Origin of the sequence: Pacificimonas pallii (assembly GCF_019204005.1) — a bacterium.
Lineage (GTDB): Bacteria > Pseudomonadota > Alphaproteobacteria > Sphingomonadales > Sphingomonadaceae > Pacificimonas > Pacificimonas pallii.
Genome location: NZ_JAGSPA010000001.1, coordinates 343,384 through 361,081 on the forward strand (window position 1 = coordinate 343,384; position 17,698 = coordinate 361,081).

At 64.4% G+C, this 17,698-nt stretch carries 11 protein-coding genes; 2 read left to right on the top strand and 9 right to left on the bottom strand.

Going from position 1 to position 17,698, the window contains the following annotated elements:
• Positions 1 to 6: 6 nt before the first annotated feature.
• Positions 7 to 2,697 (bottom strand): preprotein translocase subunit SecA, encoded by a 2,691-nt coding sequence (gene secA, locus KCG44_RS01640; protein ID WP_218443797.1) that lies wholly within the window; start codon positions 2,695 to 2,697, stop codon positions 7 to 9.
• 129 nt (positions 2,698 to 2,826) lie between these two features.
• The gene (locus KCG44_RS01645; RefSeq protein ID WP_218443799.1) at positions 2,827 to 3,717 is read right to left on the bottom strand and encodes a diguanylate cyclase domain-containing protein; all 891 of its coding nucleotides are present in this window, start codon (positions 3,715 to 3,717) and stop codon (positions 2,827 to 2,829) included.
• Positions 3,718 to 3,996: 279 nt separating this feature from the next.
• Here KCG44_RS01645 and argJ point away from each other — a divergent pair, with 279 nt between their 5' ends.
• Positions 3,997 to 5,226 carry a bifunctional glutamate N-acetyltransferase/amino-acid acetyltransferase ArgJ gene (argJ, locus tag KCG44_RS01650; protein WP_218443800.1) on the top strand — a complete coding sequence of 410 codons (1,230 nt, stop codon included), beginning with the start codon at positions 3,997 to 3,999 and terminating at the stop codon, positions 5,224 to 5,226.
• Between the two features lie 7 nt (positions 5,227 to 5,233).
• Positions 5,234 to 6,142, top strand: coding sequence for a glutathione S-transferase family protein (locus KCG44_RS01655; RefSeq protein ID WP_218443802.1), 909 nt, complete (start codon positions 5,234 to 5,236; stop codon positions 6,140 to 6,142).
• Between the two features lie 69 nt (positions 6,143 to 6,211).
• Here the strand turns inward: KCG44_RS01655 and trxA are convergent, their stop codons facing one another.
• The 7 genes from trxA to KCG44_RS01690 form a co-directional block, all read right to left on the bottom strand.
• Complete coding sequence (gene trxA, locus KCG44_RS01660) at positions 6,212 to 6,532, bottom strand: thioredoxin (RefSeq protein ID WP_218443803.1); 321 nt, start codon at positions 6,530 to 6,532, stop codon at positions 6,212 to 6,214.
• Positions 6,533 to 6,658: 126 nt separating this feature from the next.
• Positions 6,659 to 10,051 (bottom strand): double-strand break repair helicase AddA, encoded by a 3,393-nt coding sequence (gene addA, locus KCG44_RS01665; RefSeq protein WP_218443805.1) that lies wholly within the window; start codon positions 10,049 to 10,051, stop codon positions 6,659 to 6,661.
• Complete coding sequence (gene addB / locus KCG44_RS01670) at positions 10,051 to 12,960, bottom strand: double-strand break repair protein AddB (RefSeq protein WP_218443806.1); 2,910 nt, start codon at positions 12,958 to 12,960, stop codon at positions 10,051 to 10,053. Before addB ends, addA begins: the two co-directional genes overlap by 1 nt.
• Positions 12,961 to 12,972: 12 nt before the next feature.
• Positions 12,973 to 13,731 (bottom strand): nucleotidyltransferase family protein, encoded by a 759-nt coding sequence (locus KCG44_RS01675; protein ID WP_218443807.1) that lies wholly within the window; start codon positions 13,729 to 13,731, stop codon positions 12,973 to 12,975.
• Entirely contained in the window at positions 13,728 to 14,750 is a 1,023-nt protein-coding gene (locus tag KCG44_RS01680; protein ID WP_218443809.1) for an aminoglycoside phosphotransferase family protein, read from the bottom strand. The genes KCG44_RS01675 and KCG44_RS01680 overlap by 4 nt, the downstream gene beginning before the upstream one ends.
• Positions 14,735 to 15,178, bottom strand: a complete 444-nt coding sequence (gene tsaE / locus KCG44_RS01685) for a tRNA (adenosine(37)-N6)-threonylcarbamoyltransferase complex ATPase subunit type 1 TsaE (RefSeq protein WP_218443811.1) — start codon at positions 15,176 to 15,178, stop codon at positions 14,735 to 14,737. Before tsaE ends, KCG44_RS01680 begins: the two co-directional genes overlap by 16 nt.
• Positions 15,178 to 17,685: a sensor histidine kinase gene (locus tag KCG44_RS01690; protein WP_218443813.1), complete on the bottom strand. Its 2,508-nt coding sequence runs from the start codon at positions 17,683 to 17,685 to the stop codon at positions 15,178 to 15,180. The genes tsaE and KCG44_RS01690 overlap by 1 nt, the downstream gene beginning before the upstream one ends.
• Between the last annotated feature and the right edge of the window lie 13 nt (positions 17,686 to 17,698).

Sequence of the window (17,698 nt, forward strand, 5' to 3'; positions counted from 1 at the left end):
GTCCTGTCAGGCAGCGCCGTGACAATGCTTGTATTTTCGCCCGGAACCGCATGGGCAGGGTGCGTTGCGACTCACACGTCCGGTGCCTTCAGGCAGCGGTGGGAGCGCACGCTGGGCCGGACCTGGCGTGTCCGTTTTTGGGAAACTGTCATCCTCGCCCGTGAACGGGTCGATATGGGTGGTGACAAACTCGCTCGGTTCCGGCACCGGCCGCGGTTCGGCCAGGCGGGCATTGGCGAGCATACGCGTCACATCCTCACGGATCGTACCGAGCATCCGCTCGAACAGCTCAAACGCTTCCTGCTTATACTCGTTGATGGGCTGTTTCTGCGCGTAGGCGCGCAGATGAATCGAGCCGCGCAGCGCGTCCAGTGTCGCCAGATGCTCCTTCCAGCGCGTGTCGATCGCCTGCAGCATGAAGCTTTTCTCGACATCGAACCACTGCCCCTCAGGCAGATTGGCAACCTTGCTCTCAAGTATCTTCGCGGCTTCGCCGGCGATACGCTCGGCGAAAATCTCCTGGTCGATCGCGTCTTCGCGCATCCAGTCGTGGAACGGCAGGTCGAGCGCCATGATGCGCTGCGTCTCTTCCTTCAGCCCGTCGACATCCCACTGCTCGGGATATGAAGAGGGCGGGCAGTGGGCGTGGACAATGTCCATCACGGTTTCGGACCGCATTTCCTCGACGACATCGTCGACGCGTTCCGAGTCCATAACCTCCGCGCGCTGCTCGTAAATGACCTTGCGCTGATCATTCATGACATCGTCATATTGCAGCAGGTTCTTGCGGACATCATAGTTCCGCGCCTCGACCTTCTTCTGCGCCGTCTCGATGGCTTTTGAAATCCACGGATGTTCGATGGCCTCGCCATCTTCCAGCCCGGATTTCATCATGCGGTTCAAAAGGTTCGCCTGTCCGAAGATGCGCAGCAAATCATCGTCCAGCGACAGGAAGAAACGGCTGACGCCGGGGTCGCCCTGACGGCCCGAACGGCCGCGCAGCTGGTTATCGATGCGGCGGCTTTCATGGCGCTCGGTGCCCAGCACGAACAGCCCGCCAGCGGCCAGAACCGCCTCGCGCTCCGCCGCGATTTCTTCCTTGATGCGTGCGACTTCACGGGCCTTGGCGTCATTATCTTCCATGGCGGACAGCTCGTCATTGACGCGGAAGTCGAGATTGCCGCCAAGCTGGATGTCCGTACCGCGGCCAGCCATGTTGGTCGCGATCGTGACGGCACCCAGGCGGCCCGCCTGCGCGACGATGTGCGCTTCCTGCTCGTGAAAGCGCGCATTGAGAACGCTGTGCTCAACCCCCTCCTTGTTCAGGAATTCAGACAGCATCTCCGATTTTTCGATGCTGGTTGTGCCGACCAGGACCGGCTGGCCCTTCAGGCTCGCATCGCGGATCGCCTCCACGATGGCGGCAAATTTGTCGTCGGCGTTCTTAAAGAACTGATCGTCGAAATCTTCCCGTGCGACCGGCACATTGGTCGGAATTTCGACCGTGTTCAGCTTGTAGATTTCGTAAAATTCGGCGGCTTCGGTCGCGGCCGTGCCGGTCATGCCCGACAGTTTCGGGTACATGCGGAAATAGTTCTGGAACGTGACGGTGGCGAGCGTCTGGTTCTCGGGCTTGATGTCGACGCCCTCTTTCGCCTCGACGGCCTGGTGCAGGCCATCGGACCAGCGGCGGCCGTCCATCATGCGGCCGGTAAACTCGTCGATGATGACGATCTTGCCGTCCTTGACGATGTAGTCCTTGTCCTTCTTGAACAACTTGATGGCGCGCAGCGCCTGGTTGGTATGGTGCACGACCTGCGTATTCTCGATGTCGTAAAGATTCTCGCCTTCCAGCAGGTCGGCATCCTCCAGCAGGCGTTCCACGCGCTCGGTGCCGTCTTCGGTCAGGATGATCGACTTCTGCTTTTCGTCGATTTCGAAATCGTCTTCCTCAAGCTGGCGAACGATCCTGTCGACGGCCACGTAAAGCTCGGACTTGTCTTCCGTCGGTCCTGAAATGATGAGCGGGGTGCGCGCTTCATCCACCAGTACCGAGTCGACCTCGTCGATGACCGCGAAATTGAACGGGCGCTGTACCATCGCGGCGCGCGAATATTTCATATTGTCGCGCAGATAGTCGAAGCCGAATTCGTTGTTCGTGCCATAGGTGATGTCGCACGCATAGGCGCGGCGGCGCTCATCCTCGGGCAGGTCGGGGATAATCACGCCCACGGACAGACCGAGAAACTCGTAAACCTGCGACATCCATGCGGCGTCACGGCTGGCCAGATAGTCGTTCACGGTGACGACGTGGACGCCCTTGCCCTCCAGCGCGTTCAGATAGACCGCGAGCGTCGCGACGAGTGTCTTGCCCTCGCCCGTGCGCATCTCGGCAATCTCACCGCGGTGCAGCACGATACCGCCGACCATCTGCACGTCGAAATGGCGCATGCCCATGCGGCGCTTGGCGGCCTCCCGGACGGTGGCGAACGCTTCGGGCAGAAGCTTGTCGAGTGTTTCGCCATTCTTCAGGCGTTCCCGATATTCGTGCGTTTTGGCGGCAAGCGCATCGTCCGACAACGTCTCGAACTCCGCTTCCATCGCATTGATTTTCGCGACCAGCGGATTCAGTGAGCGCACATAGCGATCATTGGAAGAGCCAAACAGACGCTTCGCGAGTGCATTCATCCCGAGCATGGGTAATCCTCAATAGACCAGCATAAGCGCGCCAAGGAGTGGCAGCGCGAAATCATGTTGCCGCGCGACATAGGAACGCGGCGGCAGACGGTCAATGAACGGCGACGGCGCAATGATACCCGGACGACGCTAATCCTCGAAGATGATCGCGACCCCGCGTCCGGCGGATTTGGCGCGATAAAGGGCAGCGTCCGCCGCCCGCCGCAAGGCACGGGCCGTCTTGGCATGATGCGGATAAAGCGCCGCCCCCACGCTAACGGGGACACCGCCAGTGTCCGAAGGGAGAATCGCCCTTTCCGCCAGCTTCATCAATGACTCCGGTTCGATATCGGGCAGCACGACACCGAACTCATCGCCGCCGATCCGCGCCACGGTCGCCGGGGATTCGAACAGCCCGCGAAGGCGGTCCGCCAGCATGCACAGCGCGCGGTCGCCTGCGTCATGGCCGTCACGGTCATTGATCCGCTTGAAATTATCGATGTCGATAAACAGCAGGCCAGCCGCTCCGCCATCCTCATCGCATCTCAGAATGGCTGCATTCAACATGTCATCGAAAAGCCCGCGATTGGGCAGGCTCGTCAGTGGGTCATGGACGGCGAGCCAGCGCATGCGCTCCTCGCTCTTGCGTCTTGCGGTCATGTCGGCGCGCGTGCCGATCATCCGAATGGCGCGGCCATCGGCATCGCGTTCCACAACGCGCGCCCATTCCATGACCCATACCCATTTGCCGTTCTTGTGGCGCATGCGATGCTCGTCAGAGATGAGATCCAGTTCACCTTTGAGGCATCTGATGATCTGCCGTTTCCACCGCACATAATCATCTGCGTGGGCGTATGATTCGACGCCGAGCGCAGTCGTGTGAAGTTCGCCCCGTGCAAATCCCTGTACGGCCAGCGCGCTGTCGGACATCCAGACGTCGCCGGATACCATGTCCCAGTCCCAGACGCCGATTGAGGTGCTGTCCAGCGCGAGCGAAAGGCGCGCTTCCGCGGTCGACAGGCGCGCAAGTGATGAACGCAACGAGGCATTCTCCGCGCTCAGCCGCGAAATCTCGTTCCGTAAGTTGTTCGTCTGTGCCGACATTTGCGCCGAGTCGGCACGTCCGCAAGCGCGGTCCGCCATTTCCATCCCCGAAGACTGGATCCTAACACTTACGCTACCGATATGAAACTCGCCGCTAGCATAATGGCCATTGCTGGCAATTGATCCAGATTAAGTTAAGGGCGCCCTCTCTTTACCCCCGAAGCACCCACTGCCAAATGATATATATTCTCAATCTCCTTTCAGGATAGTGACATAATGCCCGAAAGATCGCCTCTGGCACCCGCCAGCTTTCCATCGCTGTCCGATATTGAGGGTGTGCGCCTGGCCGTCGGTCATGCCGGATATCATTATGCCGATACGCGGATGGACCTGTTGCTGGCGGAGTTTGTGCCCGGCACGGTCGCTGTCGGCGTCACCACGCAATCGGCCTGCGCGTCGCCAGAGGTGGAATGGTGCCGGGAACGGCTGCCATCGCACAATGCGCGCGGCCTCGTCGTGTCGTCCGGGAACAGCAACGCCTTTACGGGCAAACGCGGTAAGGCGGCGGCGGAGATGATTGGCGCCGAAGCCGCCAGACTGCTGGGCTGCGACCTGGAGAAGATCCTTCTCTCCGCGACCGGCGTGATCGGCGTGCCGCTGCCGGCGGCACGGGCGCTCAATGTGATGGAGACGGTGACAGCGCAACTCGGCACGGCATCGTTTGAAGATGCCGCGCGCGCCATTTCGACCACCGACACATTTCCCAAGGGAGCAGGCGCGGCAGCCATTATCGGCGGTGCCAGGGTCAGCATTGCGGGGATTGCCAAGGGTTCGGGCATGATCGCGCCCGACATGGCCACCATGCTCGGCTATATCTTCACCGATGCCCGCGTCGCGCCCGCGCTGCTGCACGACATGCTGGTCCGCGCGAATGCACGGAGCTTCAACAGCATCACCGTCGATGGCGACACGTCGACCAGCGACACAGTCCTGCTGTTCGCGACGGGACAGACGGGCCCGCTCCTTGAGAAAATGACGGATCCCGGCGCCCACGCTTTTTACGGGGCCCTGTGCGAAATCTGCGAGGATCTGGCGCAGCAAATCGTGCGCGACGGCGAAGGGGCCTCGAAGTTCATCACCATCCGTGTGAGCGGCGCGGTCTCCGACAGCAGCGCGCGCAAGATCGGTATGTCGATCGCCAATTCGCCCTTGGTGAAGACGGCGATCGCGGGGAGCGACGCCAATTGGGGACGGGTCGTCATGGCGGTTGGGAAAGCTGGCGAACCTGCGGATCGAGATAGGCTGTCAATTCGATTCGGCAGCGTAACTGTCGCACAGCAGGGGGAAGTGGTCGCAGGCTATGACGAGGCGCCGGTCGCGAAACATCTACAGGGGGACGAGATCGATATCGGTGTCTCCCTTGGGCTCGGCGACGGTGCGGCACGCATATGGACCTGCGATTTGACCCATGGATATATCATCATAAACGCCGATTACAGGAGCTGAGCGCGTCATGTCCGAAACGCCGGAGATTGTCCTTCATCATTATGCGCCCTCGCCCTTTGCAGAGGTCATTCGCCTTTCCCTTGGCCTGAAGGGGCTCAGCTGGAAATCGGTCGAGGCACCGAATGTGTCGCCAAAGCCTGGCCTCACGGCGCTGACCGGTGGCTATGAACATATCCCCGTGCTCCAGATCGGCGCGGACATCTATTGCGATACCGCCGTCATCATCGACGCGCTGGAGGCGCACAGGCCCGCACCGTCACTATATCCGGCACCGCTTGGCTTTGCCGGACGCATGATCGCGCTGTGGTCGGGCGGCATGTGGTTCATGCCAAGCGTGGCGACGGCGCTGGGGCCAGTTCACGAGAGCCTTCCGCAGGAATTCTGGGAAGATCGCAAAAAGCGTTTCGGCATGGACCCGGCGACCTTCCTGCCTGCTGTGCCGCATATGCAGACACAGTTTGCGGGCGGCGCGAACCTGCTGCGCGAAGCGTTGTCGGACGGACGCGCGTTCATCGTCGGCGATCAGGCGGGTCACGCCGACTTCGCCCTCTACATGAATATCCGTTTCGTTGGCTTCGCCGGCAGAAAGCCATCCGATTTCGGTACGGAAATAGCCGCATGGTACGACCGCGTGACCGCGATAGGCCATGGTGAGCGCCAGGACTGGACGGCGGAACAGGCCATCGAACATGCCGCCGGTATCACACCATGCGCAGACAGTGCCGTCGCACCGGACGGCGGGTACGCGGCGGGCGATCAGGTCTCGATCCGCACCGCATCGCCCGACCCCGCCGCGGTCACCGGTACCCTCATTGGCTGCGACGACCGCCGCATCTCCATCGCCCGCGACGATGCGCAGGCAGGCCGCGTGCACGTCCATTTCCCGCGTCTGGGGCAGGTGATGACGCGGGCATAGGGCCGATATGAAAGCGCCCCGTCCGCATCACCGAGACGGGGACTTCCGCCCGCCGGGAATGGGGCCGGTTTAGCCGATTTCGCTTTCTATCCAGGACCTGATGCTGGACTTGGGCTGCGCACCGACCTTGGTCGCCGCGGGCTTGCCGTCCTTGAACAGGATCATCGTCGGAATACCGCGAATGCCGAATTCAGCGGCAAGATCGGGATGATCGTCCGTGTTCAGCTTCGCAATCGTAACGCCGTCCATTTCGTCAGAAAGCTCCTCCAGCGCAGGTGCGATCTGCCTGCAGGGGCCGCACCATGGCGCCCAGAAATCGACGAGCACAGGGGCGGTGGCGTTCTTCACCGTGGTTTCAAAATTGTCCGGCGTGATGGCGGTTGTGGTCATAATGATATTCTCCTGATTACCTTGATATGAAACATGGCGGCACGCCGCACGAAGGGCAAGCCAAGGGTTTCTATCCAGCACTCAACATATTTACGAGGCGGCGGTCCGTCACCATGCAATCGTCCGTCATGGCCGCGCGATGTCATCGGCCAGCCAGTGCAGTACCGGCCCGGCCGTGTAGAGCAGCCCCGCCTCGATCTTGCGGCCAGGGAATATACGTTCAAGGGCAGCGGCATAGCGCGCCATCTGCGCCGCATGACGACGAGGAATGTCGGCCGGCTCACGCGGTACCCTGCGGTCGGTCTTGAAGTCCACCACACGCACCCGGTCCGGCTCGACGAGCAGCGTATCGATCGTGCCCGAGATCACCCGCTCATCGACAATCGCGGAAATGGGGGCTTCCCGCAATGCGCCTTCGGTAAACAGCTGCGCATGCGCCGGGTTCTCCAGCACGGCCATCACTTCTGCGGCGAGCCGCTCCTGGTCGAGGCCATGTTCGGCAAGCATGCTGCCCCGGCGCGCCAGCCATTGCCGCGCGGCCTCCGCCCGGTCCATCCCGGGAAGCGCGGGGAGCCTTTCGAACAGGCTGTGCATCAGCCGCCCGCGCAGGCTGGCCGCCTCCAGTTGCGGCCCCGGTGGCGGCAGACCACTATCGTCTTCCGGTGCCGAGGGCGCGAGCGGGCGCGGCGGCTTCGCCTCTGGCGGTGCGGGACGCCGTGCCCAGTCGGGCAGCGCCGGGCGCGGCGATGGCACGGCGTCTGCGGCATCCCGCATCCGTGCGCGCGCACCGCTTTTATGGCGCAGTGCCGGAGCCGCCCAGATATCGCTCGCCACCTCCTCGGTCTCCAGCGACAGCATCGCCTGGTGCATGACGTCGTACCAGGTCTGCACAGCGCTGCGCGCAGCCGGAAGCCCGCCTGCGTAAAGATAATCCTCCGCCCGTGTCATCGCCACGTAGAGCAGCCGTAGATTCTCCTGCGAATCTTCCTCTTCCCGCTTCTCGTAAAGCGGCTGTAACAGTTCCGGCAATGTCGATTTGGAGACGCCATATAGCGGGAGCCTTGGGTCGCCCGCGGAGACTCCTTCCAGCATCAGATGATCCAGCCTGTGCGTGCCCGCATGTGCCCTCGCCGCGTCCGCCATGATGACGATCGGCGCCTGCAGGCCCTTCGCGCCGTGCACCGTCATGATCCGGACCGCATCGGACGGTGCATCTGGGTCGCGCTTGATATCGATGTCGTCCGCCGCCGACATCCATTCGAGAAACCCCTGCAGCGAGGGCACCTCGATACGCTCATAGGCAAGCGCCTGACTGAGCAGTTCTTCCAGAGGATCGCGCGCTTCGGGGCCCAGCCGCGCCAGCAGTCGCGCCCGCCCCCGGTGTTCCGGTCCCGACATCACCTCCTCTAGAAACGCATAGGGCGTCGAGAAATCCGCCATGGCGAGCACCTGCTCCAGCCAGCGCACGGCACCGACCGCGCGCTCATCCTGACGATCCCGCAGCGCCGACCATAGCGATACGGCCTGTCCCCGCTTGTGCGCGACATCGTAAAGCTGATCCTGCGTCCAGCCCAGGAAGGGTGACACGAGCAACTCAGCCAATGACAGATCATCGTCCGGCTGCAGCGCGAACTTCACCAGTGACAGACAGTCCTGCACCACCAGCGGCTGCGTCAGCCGCAGCCGGTCCGCGCCCGCCACGTTCACATTCGCGGCATGCAGCGCGGCCACCAGTTCCGGCACCAGATCGCCGCGGTTCCTGACCAGTATCAATATGTCCTGCGCCCGCGCGGAACGATCCTTGGACGGCAGCCATAGCGGCGCGCCATCAATGCCGCCGGTCAGCCAGCCTTTCACCTCCCGCGCGATCCGCTGCGCCAGTGCCCGCTCCGGATAATCGGCATATTCATCCGGTATATTTCCGTCCGCATCCGTCAGACGCGGCCATAATGTAACGGCCCCGGCAGCGCCGCGGAACGCCTCATGCGGGCGCGGCAGTTCGTTCAGTCCGATGGCCTCGGGGCCAAGCGTTTCCAGCACCTTGTCCACAACCGTCAGTACGGCCTGCACCGACCGGAAACTGGTGGCGAGTTCGACATTTACGAAGCTTTGCCCCGCATCCTCGACCTGCGCCTCCGTGCGCGTCCGCGCCGCCAGAAATTCTTCCGGATTGGTTCCCTGAAAGCCGAAAATGGCCTGCTTATAGTCTCCGACCGCAAATTTGGTGCGCGGCCCCTCATCGTCCGGGTCGCGCGTGCCGACGCCGGAAAAGAACTCCTCGGTCAGCGCATCGACGATCTTCCACTGGTCGGCATTCGTATCCTGCCCCTCATCGACCAGAACATGGTCGATGCGCTGATCCAGCTTGTAGAGCACCCAGCTGGTTTCAATTCCCGACAACAGCGCCGCGGCCCGCGCGATCAGATCGTCGAAATCAAGCGCTCCCAAATGCCCCTTTGCGGCTTCATAGCGGCGCGCGATGCGCTGGCCGACGGACAGGTGGAATTCGGCGATGTCCGCAAGTTCGATAAGCCGCTCAACATCACGAAGCCGGATCGCAAGGTCGGCCATCCGCTCATCGGTGCCCGCCAGTTTCGCGACCGGCTTGAACGCAGCGCCCGCGCCGCCGCCGGTCAGGCAGGACCCATAAAGCTGCGCGAGTGCCTCGTGCCGCGCGTCGGCATTCGCCAGCAGGAACGCGCTCAGCAGGTCCAGCCGCTTGCGGCCCGTCGGCGTATCCCATGAATTCAGCGCGGCAGCGTAATCTTCCGCGGCCGTCATCAGACCGGGCATTTTCGCCATCTCCGCGCGCAGCAGGTCCGCCGCCGCGCCGGTCGCCGGCAGGTCCAGCCGCCGCCGCACTTCCTGTTGCAACGTCTCGGCGGGCAGCTGCATCAGGTCCCTGCGCACGCGCAGCAGGTCAGCCACGATGCTGGCCGCACCGGCGTCGCCATAGCGCACGGCAAGCGTGGCGAGATCGCCGAGGAAAGCCTCGTCATGGCGGTCCTCGGCGTCGGCCGCGACGTCCTCCAGGACGTCCGCGCGCAGCTGCGCGCCCGAGCGGTCCTCCAGCGTCGCGAATCCGGGAACCACGCCGGCTTCGATGGGAAACGCAGCCAGAAGCGACGCCGCAAAGGCGTGCAGCGTCTGCACGCGAAAGCCCCCTTTCACCTCCAGCGCCCCGGCGAACAGCGTCCGCGCCCGCGATAGCGTGTCGGCGTCATCACGCGCGCCGATCGCCCGCAGATCGTTGGACAGCGCTGCGTCATCCGCGCGCACCCAGCGCGCAAGCACGTCCAGAATACGCGATTGCATCTCCGCCGCAGCGGCCTTTGTGAAGGTCAGCGCCATGATCCCGTCCGGCGTCGCCCCCTCCACCAGCAGACGCAGTACCCGCGCGGTGAGCACCTGCGTCTTGCCCGTGCCCGCCGATGCCGACACCCACGCATGTACCCACGGATCGACCGCACGCATCTGTTCATCGCGCAGGGGATGCAGGGCTTGCGTCCGGGCGGACATCAGCGCCCCTCCCATTCCTGTACGCGGGCAAGCTGCGCATAGTCGTTGAACGGCGCGAATTCAGGCTTCAGACGGGCGGTGAACGGCGCGTCGCCGGTCAGGTACATCGCGGCCGTCTCGCGGAAGCGGGCTTCGGCGTCATCGAACCACATCTCAAGCTCTTTCCAGACCTTGCGGTAGCTTGTCTCGCTCGATGTGATCGTGCCTTCGGTGCGTCCGCCCGACAGCCGCCAATAGGCCACCATGGCGACGGGCAGGCTTTCAGTGCCCAGCCTGCCCGACCGCGCCAGCCAGCTCAGCAAGGCCAGCTGGTCGGCATAACCCTCGGCAATGCGGTTCTGCTGCGGCGGCGCGCCGGTCTTATAGTCGACGACCGCCAGTGTCGCACCCTTCTGGAAGATGACGTCCGCCTTGCCGGTCAGCTTCACGCCGTCCACATCCAGATGACCTTTCCGCTCAACGGACGCGACGTGCCAGCCGCCAAGTTCATATTCGGCGACCTGCGCGGCGGCCCAGTCGAGCATGCGCATGACGCGCGGCTTCCACAGGACACGCAGCAGAATGTGATCGGAGTAACCCGACAGGGCTGCGTCAATGGCCGCTTCGCGCGCGGCGACGTCCTGCAGCGTCCCTTCCCTGTGCAGCTTCTCCATCAAATCATGCACGATCACACCGCGCTCGCTGGCCTCGGGCGATGCGCCCAGCGGATCGAGCCGCGACAGGCGCAGCATGTAACGGGCGTAGAACTGATAAGGATCGGCACGCAAGGTTTCGACCTGTGTCACGCTGATCGCCCGGCGGCGGTCGGCGTGCGGCGGAGCTGGCGCGGGCCGCCGGATCTCGGCGCGCGGCTCCTCCCCATCCATATCCGCCGCCAGCGCTGCCAGGACATCGTCGTGCGGCAGGTCCGCACCCAGAAACGCCTGTAGTCGCAACCAGTAGCGCGATGCGACGGTCGGCGCGCTGGCATCCCGCGCGGCGCGCGTTAGCAGCACTTCGGGCGCCCCGCTCGCCGCCACGAAATCATGCGCGGACAAGGCCAGCGTGCGATCCGTTGGCGGCAGGCCAAGAGCGCGCCGCACACCCGGTGGCAGCCACGGATCGAAATGATCGGCTGGCGGCCAGACACCTTCGTTCAGACCGCCCAGGATCATCAGGTCCGCGCGCTGTAACCGGGCCTCCAGCAGGCCGTAGATCGCCAGTCGCGGATGGCGGCCGTAAAGCGGACGCACGGGCACCGATCCCGCCAGCGCGCTCATCAGCGCAGGCAGGTCGGCGGTGGGCATGCGGTCGGTCACCCCGCCATATCGTTCCAGTTCCGACAGCAATTCGCTCGCCGCCCGTCCGGAGGGGCCATCCCAGAAACGCTCGTCCGAAAGCGCCGCGATGACCTCGCGCAGCTTTCCCGCGACAGCGGCCAGGTCACCGGTGACACGCTGCCGGAAAATTTCCGCCAGGGGCCGCAGCGCCGCCGCCGCCGCCTTCCACCACCCGGTGACGCCGTCCACGTCCGCGGTGCCGGGCAATTCCCGCCGCAGACGGTTTCCCACGGCCTGCAATCCGCGCGCAGGCCGGACGCCGCGCAGCGCCAGGTCGAGGTGGCGCACATTGCGCAGCCACCTCGCGCGGTCCTCGCCCGGCCCCACCAGCGGATGCTTCAGCACGGCGAGCAGCGGGACCGGCGCAAAGCCGCTCTTCGCCGCCTCCAGCAGCAGGCCCAGCAGCGCGCCGGGCGGCGTCAGCGACAGGGGCGTACCGGCACTGTCATCGACCTCGACACCCCAGCGCCGCATCTGCGCCGCCACGCGCCGGGCGAGATCACGATCAGGCGTCACCAGCGCCGCCGTCCGCCCTGGCACCTCGAGCGCTTCGCGCATCGCCAGCGCAATCGCCCGCGCCTCCTCCGCAGGGGAACGTACAGCAACCGCGCGCATGCCCTGGGCGCCCTGCGCCGGCGGCGGCGTGTCACGCCAATGTGCGGTTTCTCTTGGAGCGGCAAGGGCATGTGCGAGCATATCGGTCCGCGCCTGACCGCCGGCGGCGGCGGCATCCCCGGGCCATGGGCGCACGTCTGCGCGTGACGCGGACATGTCCCTTAGCAAGGCCGCTAAAGGAGCCTGCGGGTGCGTCGAGGCGGCGGACAGCGCGTCCCATGCCGCTTCATCCATGTCCTGATCGAGGCCCGGCAGGACGACCGCGCCGCGTGGCATCTGCGCGATCGTGCCAAGCAGCGCCGCCGCCACGGGATCGGCATTGGCGATACCGGCAGCGATCACGGGATGGGGCGGCGGCGCATCGCGCCAGCGCACCGCGAGCCGCATCAGCAAGGCCTGCCGCTCGGCAACCCGGTCGGACTTGCCAAGCGTTTTCAATACTTCCGGCCATGCCTCGCGCACGATATTCAGGAATGTCGCCGTCGAGCGCCAGTGCACGGCCATGTCCGCCTCCACGGCCTCCGTCAGCCGGTCGGTGCCGACTTCATATAATTGCATCAGGTCGAGCGTTCGCCCCAGCGCCTCGGCATAGCGCAGCGTCTCGACCTTGGCGCGCGTCTGCCCCGTTTTCCGCTGCCATGCCTCGACCAGCGGCATCAGCCGCAAGGTCCGTTCCAGCTCACCAATCTGCGGCGGGCCCGCCAGCGCGTCCGCGCCCGCGGGCAGCCCCGGCATCAGCTCATCATCAAGGTCGCCCAGAACCGCGAGCCGCGGCAGCAGCAGCGCCCCTTCCGACGCCCGCACGAACGCGTCCTGCACCGCCCGCGCCGAGCGCCTGTTGGGCAGCAGCACGAGCGTTCTCGCCAGCGACAGCTCATCGCCGCGCGCGAACGGATATCCGCTTAGCAAAGTGGCCGCCAGCCGATCCGCGAAGGCCTGATGCGGCGCGATCGTGTAGAGGCGGCGGGTCGCCATCTTCAGGCGCCGCTATTCACTGGCAAGCAGGGTTTCCGTCGCCGTGATCGCGGCGGGCGTGCCCACATGATACCACCCGCCAAGATGCGCCATGCCATATAGCCGTCCGCTCTCGATCAACCGGTCCCAGATCAGGTTGAAACTGAACGGCCCGTCCGGCGTGTCCTCGAACAGCTCGCGCTTCACGATCTGCGTGCCTGAATAGATGAACGGCGCCAATCTGGTGCCGGACTGCCGCAGCAGCGCGCCGGTGCCGCTCATGCGGAAATCGCCATTGCCGGAATAGCCGGTCGCGCGCGCCAATGGCACCAGAAGCAGAAGCGCGTCCATAATGCCGGGATCCCAGCGCTCCGCCAGCAGGCGCAGCGTATCCATCGGACCGTCGACGACGATATTGTCGCTGTTCATAACATAGAATGTGTCGGCGCCGATCAACGGCAGCGCCTTTTTGCAGCCGCCGCCGGTTTCCAGCAGCTCCGCCCGTTCATCGGACAGGCTGATATCTAGCCCGTGATCCCGCCGCTTCACATGCGCCTCGACCTGATCCGCCAGATAATGCGTATTGACCACCGCGCGCTTCACCCCGGCGCGCGCCAGATTCTCCAGCGCATAGTCGATCAGAGCCCGCCCGCGTACGGTGATCAGCGGCTTTGGCCGGGTCGCCGTCAGGGGCCGCATGCGCCGCCCCATGCCCGCGGCAAGGACCATGGCCGCCTCCGGCACATCCGCTTTCACGCCTGGCCTTAGCGATAGGGGTTTACTCAGCGTCATTTGTGATCCTTAAAGGTTCGCCGCACACTGGCGGGAAGGTGATTTCCAAACCAGTCCGCCAGCGGCTCAAGTCCCGCTTGCGAAAGATTTTGGTCCAACTGCCCCCAGAGTCGCGGCAGATGGTTCAGATAGCCCGGTTTCGCATCGCGCCGCCAGAGCCGCACGAATACGCCCAGAATGCGGGCGGCCCGCTGCGCGCCCATGACGGCATAGCTTGTCCGGAACGCCGCTTCGTCGACGTCGCGGCCAGCGAGGTATCGCGCCAGCATCTCCATCTGCACATCCTGCGGGACGTCCCGGCGCGCATCCTGCAATAGCGACACCAGATCGTACGCGGAAGGCCCGCGCATGGCGTCCTGAAAATCCAGAATGCCGACGCGCCGGGGGCCCTCCCGCTCCGGCAGCCACATCAGGTTGGGCGCGTGATAGTCGAGCTGGACCATGCGATCCGCGTCATACAGACCGGCGGGCAGGACGGCCTGCCATACAGCCCGGTAGGACGACCGCACATCGTCGCTGGCAGACCCCTCCATCAGTTCTGGCCAGTGCCAGTCGAGCAGCAGCTCCGCCTCCTTGATCATACGTTCGGTACCATAATCGTCGATGATGACGTCCCCGAGACGGGCGGGCATGGGATCGGCGTGGAGCGCGACCAGTACGTCCGTCGCCATAAGATATAGTTCGCGCTCCGCCGCTTGTGACGCCGTCTTCAGATATTGGAAATACTGATGCGTTCCAAGGTCTTCCAGCAGAATGAGACCCACGCTGAGGTCATAGGCATGAATGGCGGGTCCGCTCATCCCGCGCCGGCGGATTTCCAGCGCCAGTTCGACGAACCATTCAGAACGCTCCGATGGATCGGGCGCATGCATCAGGATCGCCGACCTATCGCCCTTGCGCAGGCGGAAATAGCGCCGGAACGCCGCGTCGGCACTGAATTCGGAAATGTCCGCGCCCTCCCAGCCCTCTGCGGCGAGAAAGCGCGGTGCGGCGTCCGGCAGATTTACAGTCTGGCCCATCGGCGCTCCCAACTCTCGGGCACCTGCGCTGTCAATATGCGAACCGCATCCCCGGTACCGTCCAGCGTCAGTTTCAGGGCGGGCCCGGGCAGCAAGGTGCCGCCGCGTTCCGGCCATTCGACAATCAGTGCGCCGTCCTCAAGCACATCATCAAGCGCGAGCGGCAGTATCTCCTCCGCGTCACCCAGGCGGTATAGATCGCTGTGCCACACGGGCAAACGCATTCCCGGCCCCTCATAGGGCTGCACCAGCGTGAATGTCGGGCTGGGCACTTCGCCCGCATGGCCGGCACCGCGCAGCATACCGCGCGCCAGCACCGTTTTCCCCGCGCCCAGGGGGCCTGACAGCGCGACGATGTCGCCCGCCTGCAGACACGCGCCCAGGCGTACGCCGAACGCCTGCTGCGCGCCCTCGTCCGCGAATTGCATTACAGGTCCAGCATCCGCGGACCATCATCAAGCTGGCTGACTGGCCGCCGCGGCAGGCACATGCGCACCGCCGTGCCCTCACCCGGCGCAGAATCGAGCTCCAGCGTACCGTTATGCAGGTCGACGATCTCGCGAACCAGCGACAGACCAAGCCCTACACCCTGGCTGGCCCCGGCATTGGCCGCCTTGTAAAACCGCTCGAAAACCGCATCCTGTTCCTCTTTGGGAATGCCGATCCCGTTATCCACGACAGCGATCGTGATCCATTCGAGGTCGCCCGACGCCGTCACCGCGACACGGCCGCCCTCCGGTGTGAAGCGGACCGCGTTCGATACGAGATTATACAGCGCCTGCTTCAGCCGAACGGCATCGCCCGGCACGGTGCCAAGATCAGCGTCAATGTCGATGGTGAACGCCAGACCCCGGTCCTTCGCGCTTCCCTTCGACATGTCGGCGACACTTTCAATAAGCGCCTGAACGTCGACATCCTCACTGTCCAGCGAAAGCCCGTCGGCGTCGCTGACGGCAAGATCTATGATGCCGTTGATCATCACGCGCAGGCGGTCGGCACTGGTGCGGATCGATCCGACATAATCGGCCTGCTTCCCGTTCAGTGGTCCGGCGATGCCCAATTCAAGCATTTCGCCAAATCCGGCAATCGCGGTGAGCGGCGTGCGCAATTCGTAGGACATGTTCTCGACGAACCGGCTTTTCGCCATGTCGGCGGCTTCCAGCGCCTCGTTACGGTCTCGCAGTGCCGTTTCGATGCGTTCGGCGTCGGTAACGTCGATAAAGGTGAACAGCGCATTGCCATCGGGCAGGGGCACGGCGGAAAATCTCAGGAAGCGATCATTGTCGAGCAGCAGCCGCCCTTCGCGCTCGGACCGGCCGTCGGTCGAAGCGTTGATCAGCGACCGCATGATGTCGACGACATCGTTGCCCCGGATACCGACACGGGCTGTCGTGAACAGCGCGTCGACAGCCGGATTGCCTTCCAGCCCTGCCAGCGGAATGTCCCACAGTTCACGAAATGCCCGGTTATGAAATTGCAGGCGTCCCGACACGCCGAAAACCGCGACAGCCTCCTGCAGATTCTGCAGCGTGGCATCCTGCACCCTCACCAGCTGTTCACGCGACGATGCCAGACGCAGGCGTTCCGACTGATCCTCGAAAATCAGCATCAGACCGCCATCGGGCGTCGGCTGCGCCAGCACGCGAAGGACCATATTGTCGGGCAAGACCCAGGTTTCCTCAATGCCGGGATCGGTCGACAGGAACCAGCCTCGCCGTGCCGCCATCCATGCCGGAAAATCACGCTGTTCCGGCAGGCGGCGTGCCTCGCGCATATGCTCGAGCACGCGTCCGAATTCCGGCTGCTGCGCCAGCATTTCCTCACTCACCTGGAACAGCCGCTGAAACGCCTGATTGACACTTTCCAGGTTCCGCTCGGCATTGAACCGCGCCACACCGGCGGACAGCCGGGCCACGGTATCGGACTGCGCCTTGGCATAACGGTCACGCTCATCGCGCGCTTCATCACGATCGGAAATATCAAGCGCAAACCCGGCCACTTCGCCCGAAGGCAGCGGTATCTCTATGACCCGCAGACGTCTGCGCGCGCCCCCGATGACCGTGGTTTCCTCGCGGACCTGCAACTCGCCCGCCGCCAGTGCGGCCCGCGCGCCGGCACGCGGGGCCATGGTCAGGCTTCCCGTCAACAGCTCGGCCTGCGCCGCGACGGCCGCCGCCGGGCTTTCCGCCTCCACCGCTTTTGCATAATATTCATTGACCTCGATCAGCGACAGGTCGGTGCCGCGGCGCCAGACCGGCACCGGCGCCGCGGCGATCATGCGCCTTGCGGCCTCGGAGCGGGCAATCTCGTCCGCGCGGCGCGTCTCTATCCTGGCCTGCTCATGCCGGATGTCGGTCATATCGACAAACCAGACGACAACGCCGCGATCACCGGCAACCTCCGGCGGCGCCGCGCTGCCGCTGGCACTCAGATGACGGCGGCCATCGTTCGTCATCACGTCGATGCGGAAGGGCACGCCCGATACCGCAGCGGCCGCAACCGCCGTTTCAAGATTGGTGAAGCCCTCACCATTCAGTCCCACATCACCATCAGGAGCAAGCTCGGACAGCGTGACGGCGCGGTGGTCCAGACCCAGCCACGCCCTGAGCGCGTCCGACATGGTGACACGGCCCTCATCGCCAACGATCAGATAGGCGCCGGGCACGGTTTCCAGCAGCCCGCGCAGCCTGAGACCCCACGCCTGCGCGGTTTCCGCCTGCGCCCGCACCCGCACCGAACGAATGACCGCCCATACCGCCAGAAGCAGCCATGCCGCCGCTACGATCAGAGCCGCGGTCGTGGGCAGCAAAACCGGTCCCGATTCCTGCGCGCGCGCAGCGGATGGCAGACCAAGGCTTAGCGCGAACAGGACCAGAAATGTGCGCCGCGCCGGGGACTGCATCACGATAAGCCGAAGGAGAATAAACCCGAACACGCCGCGGACCTTA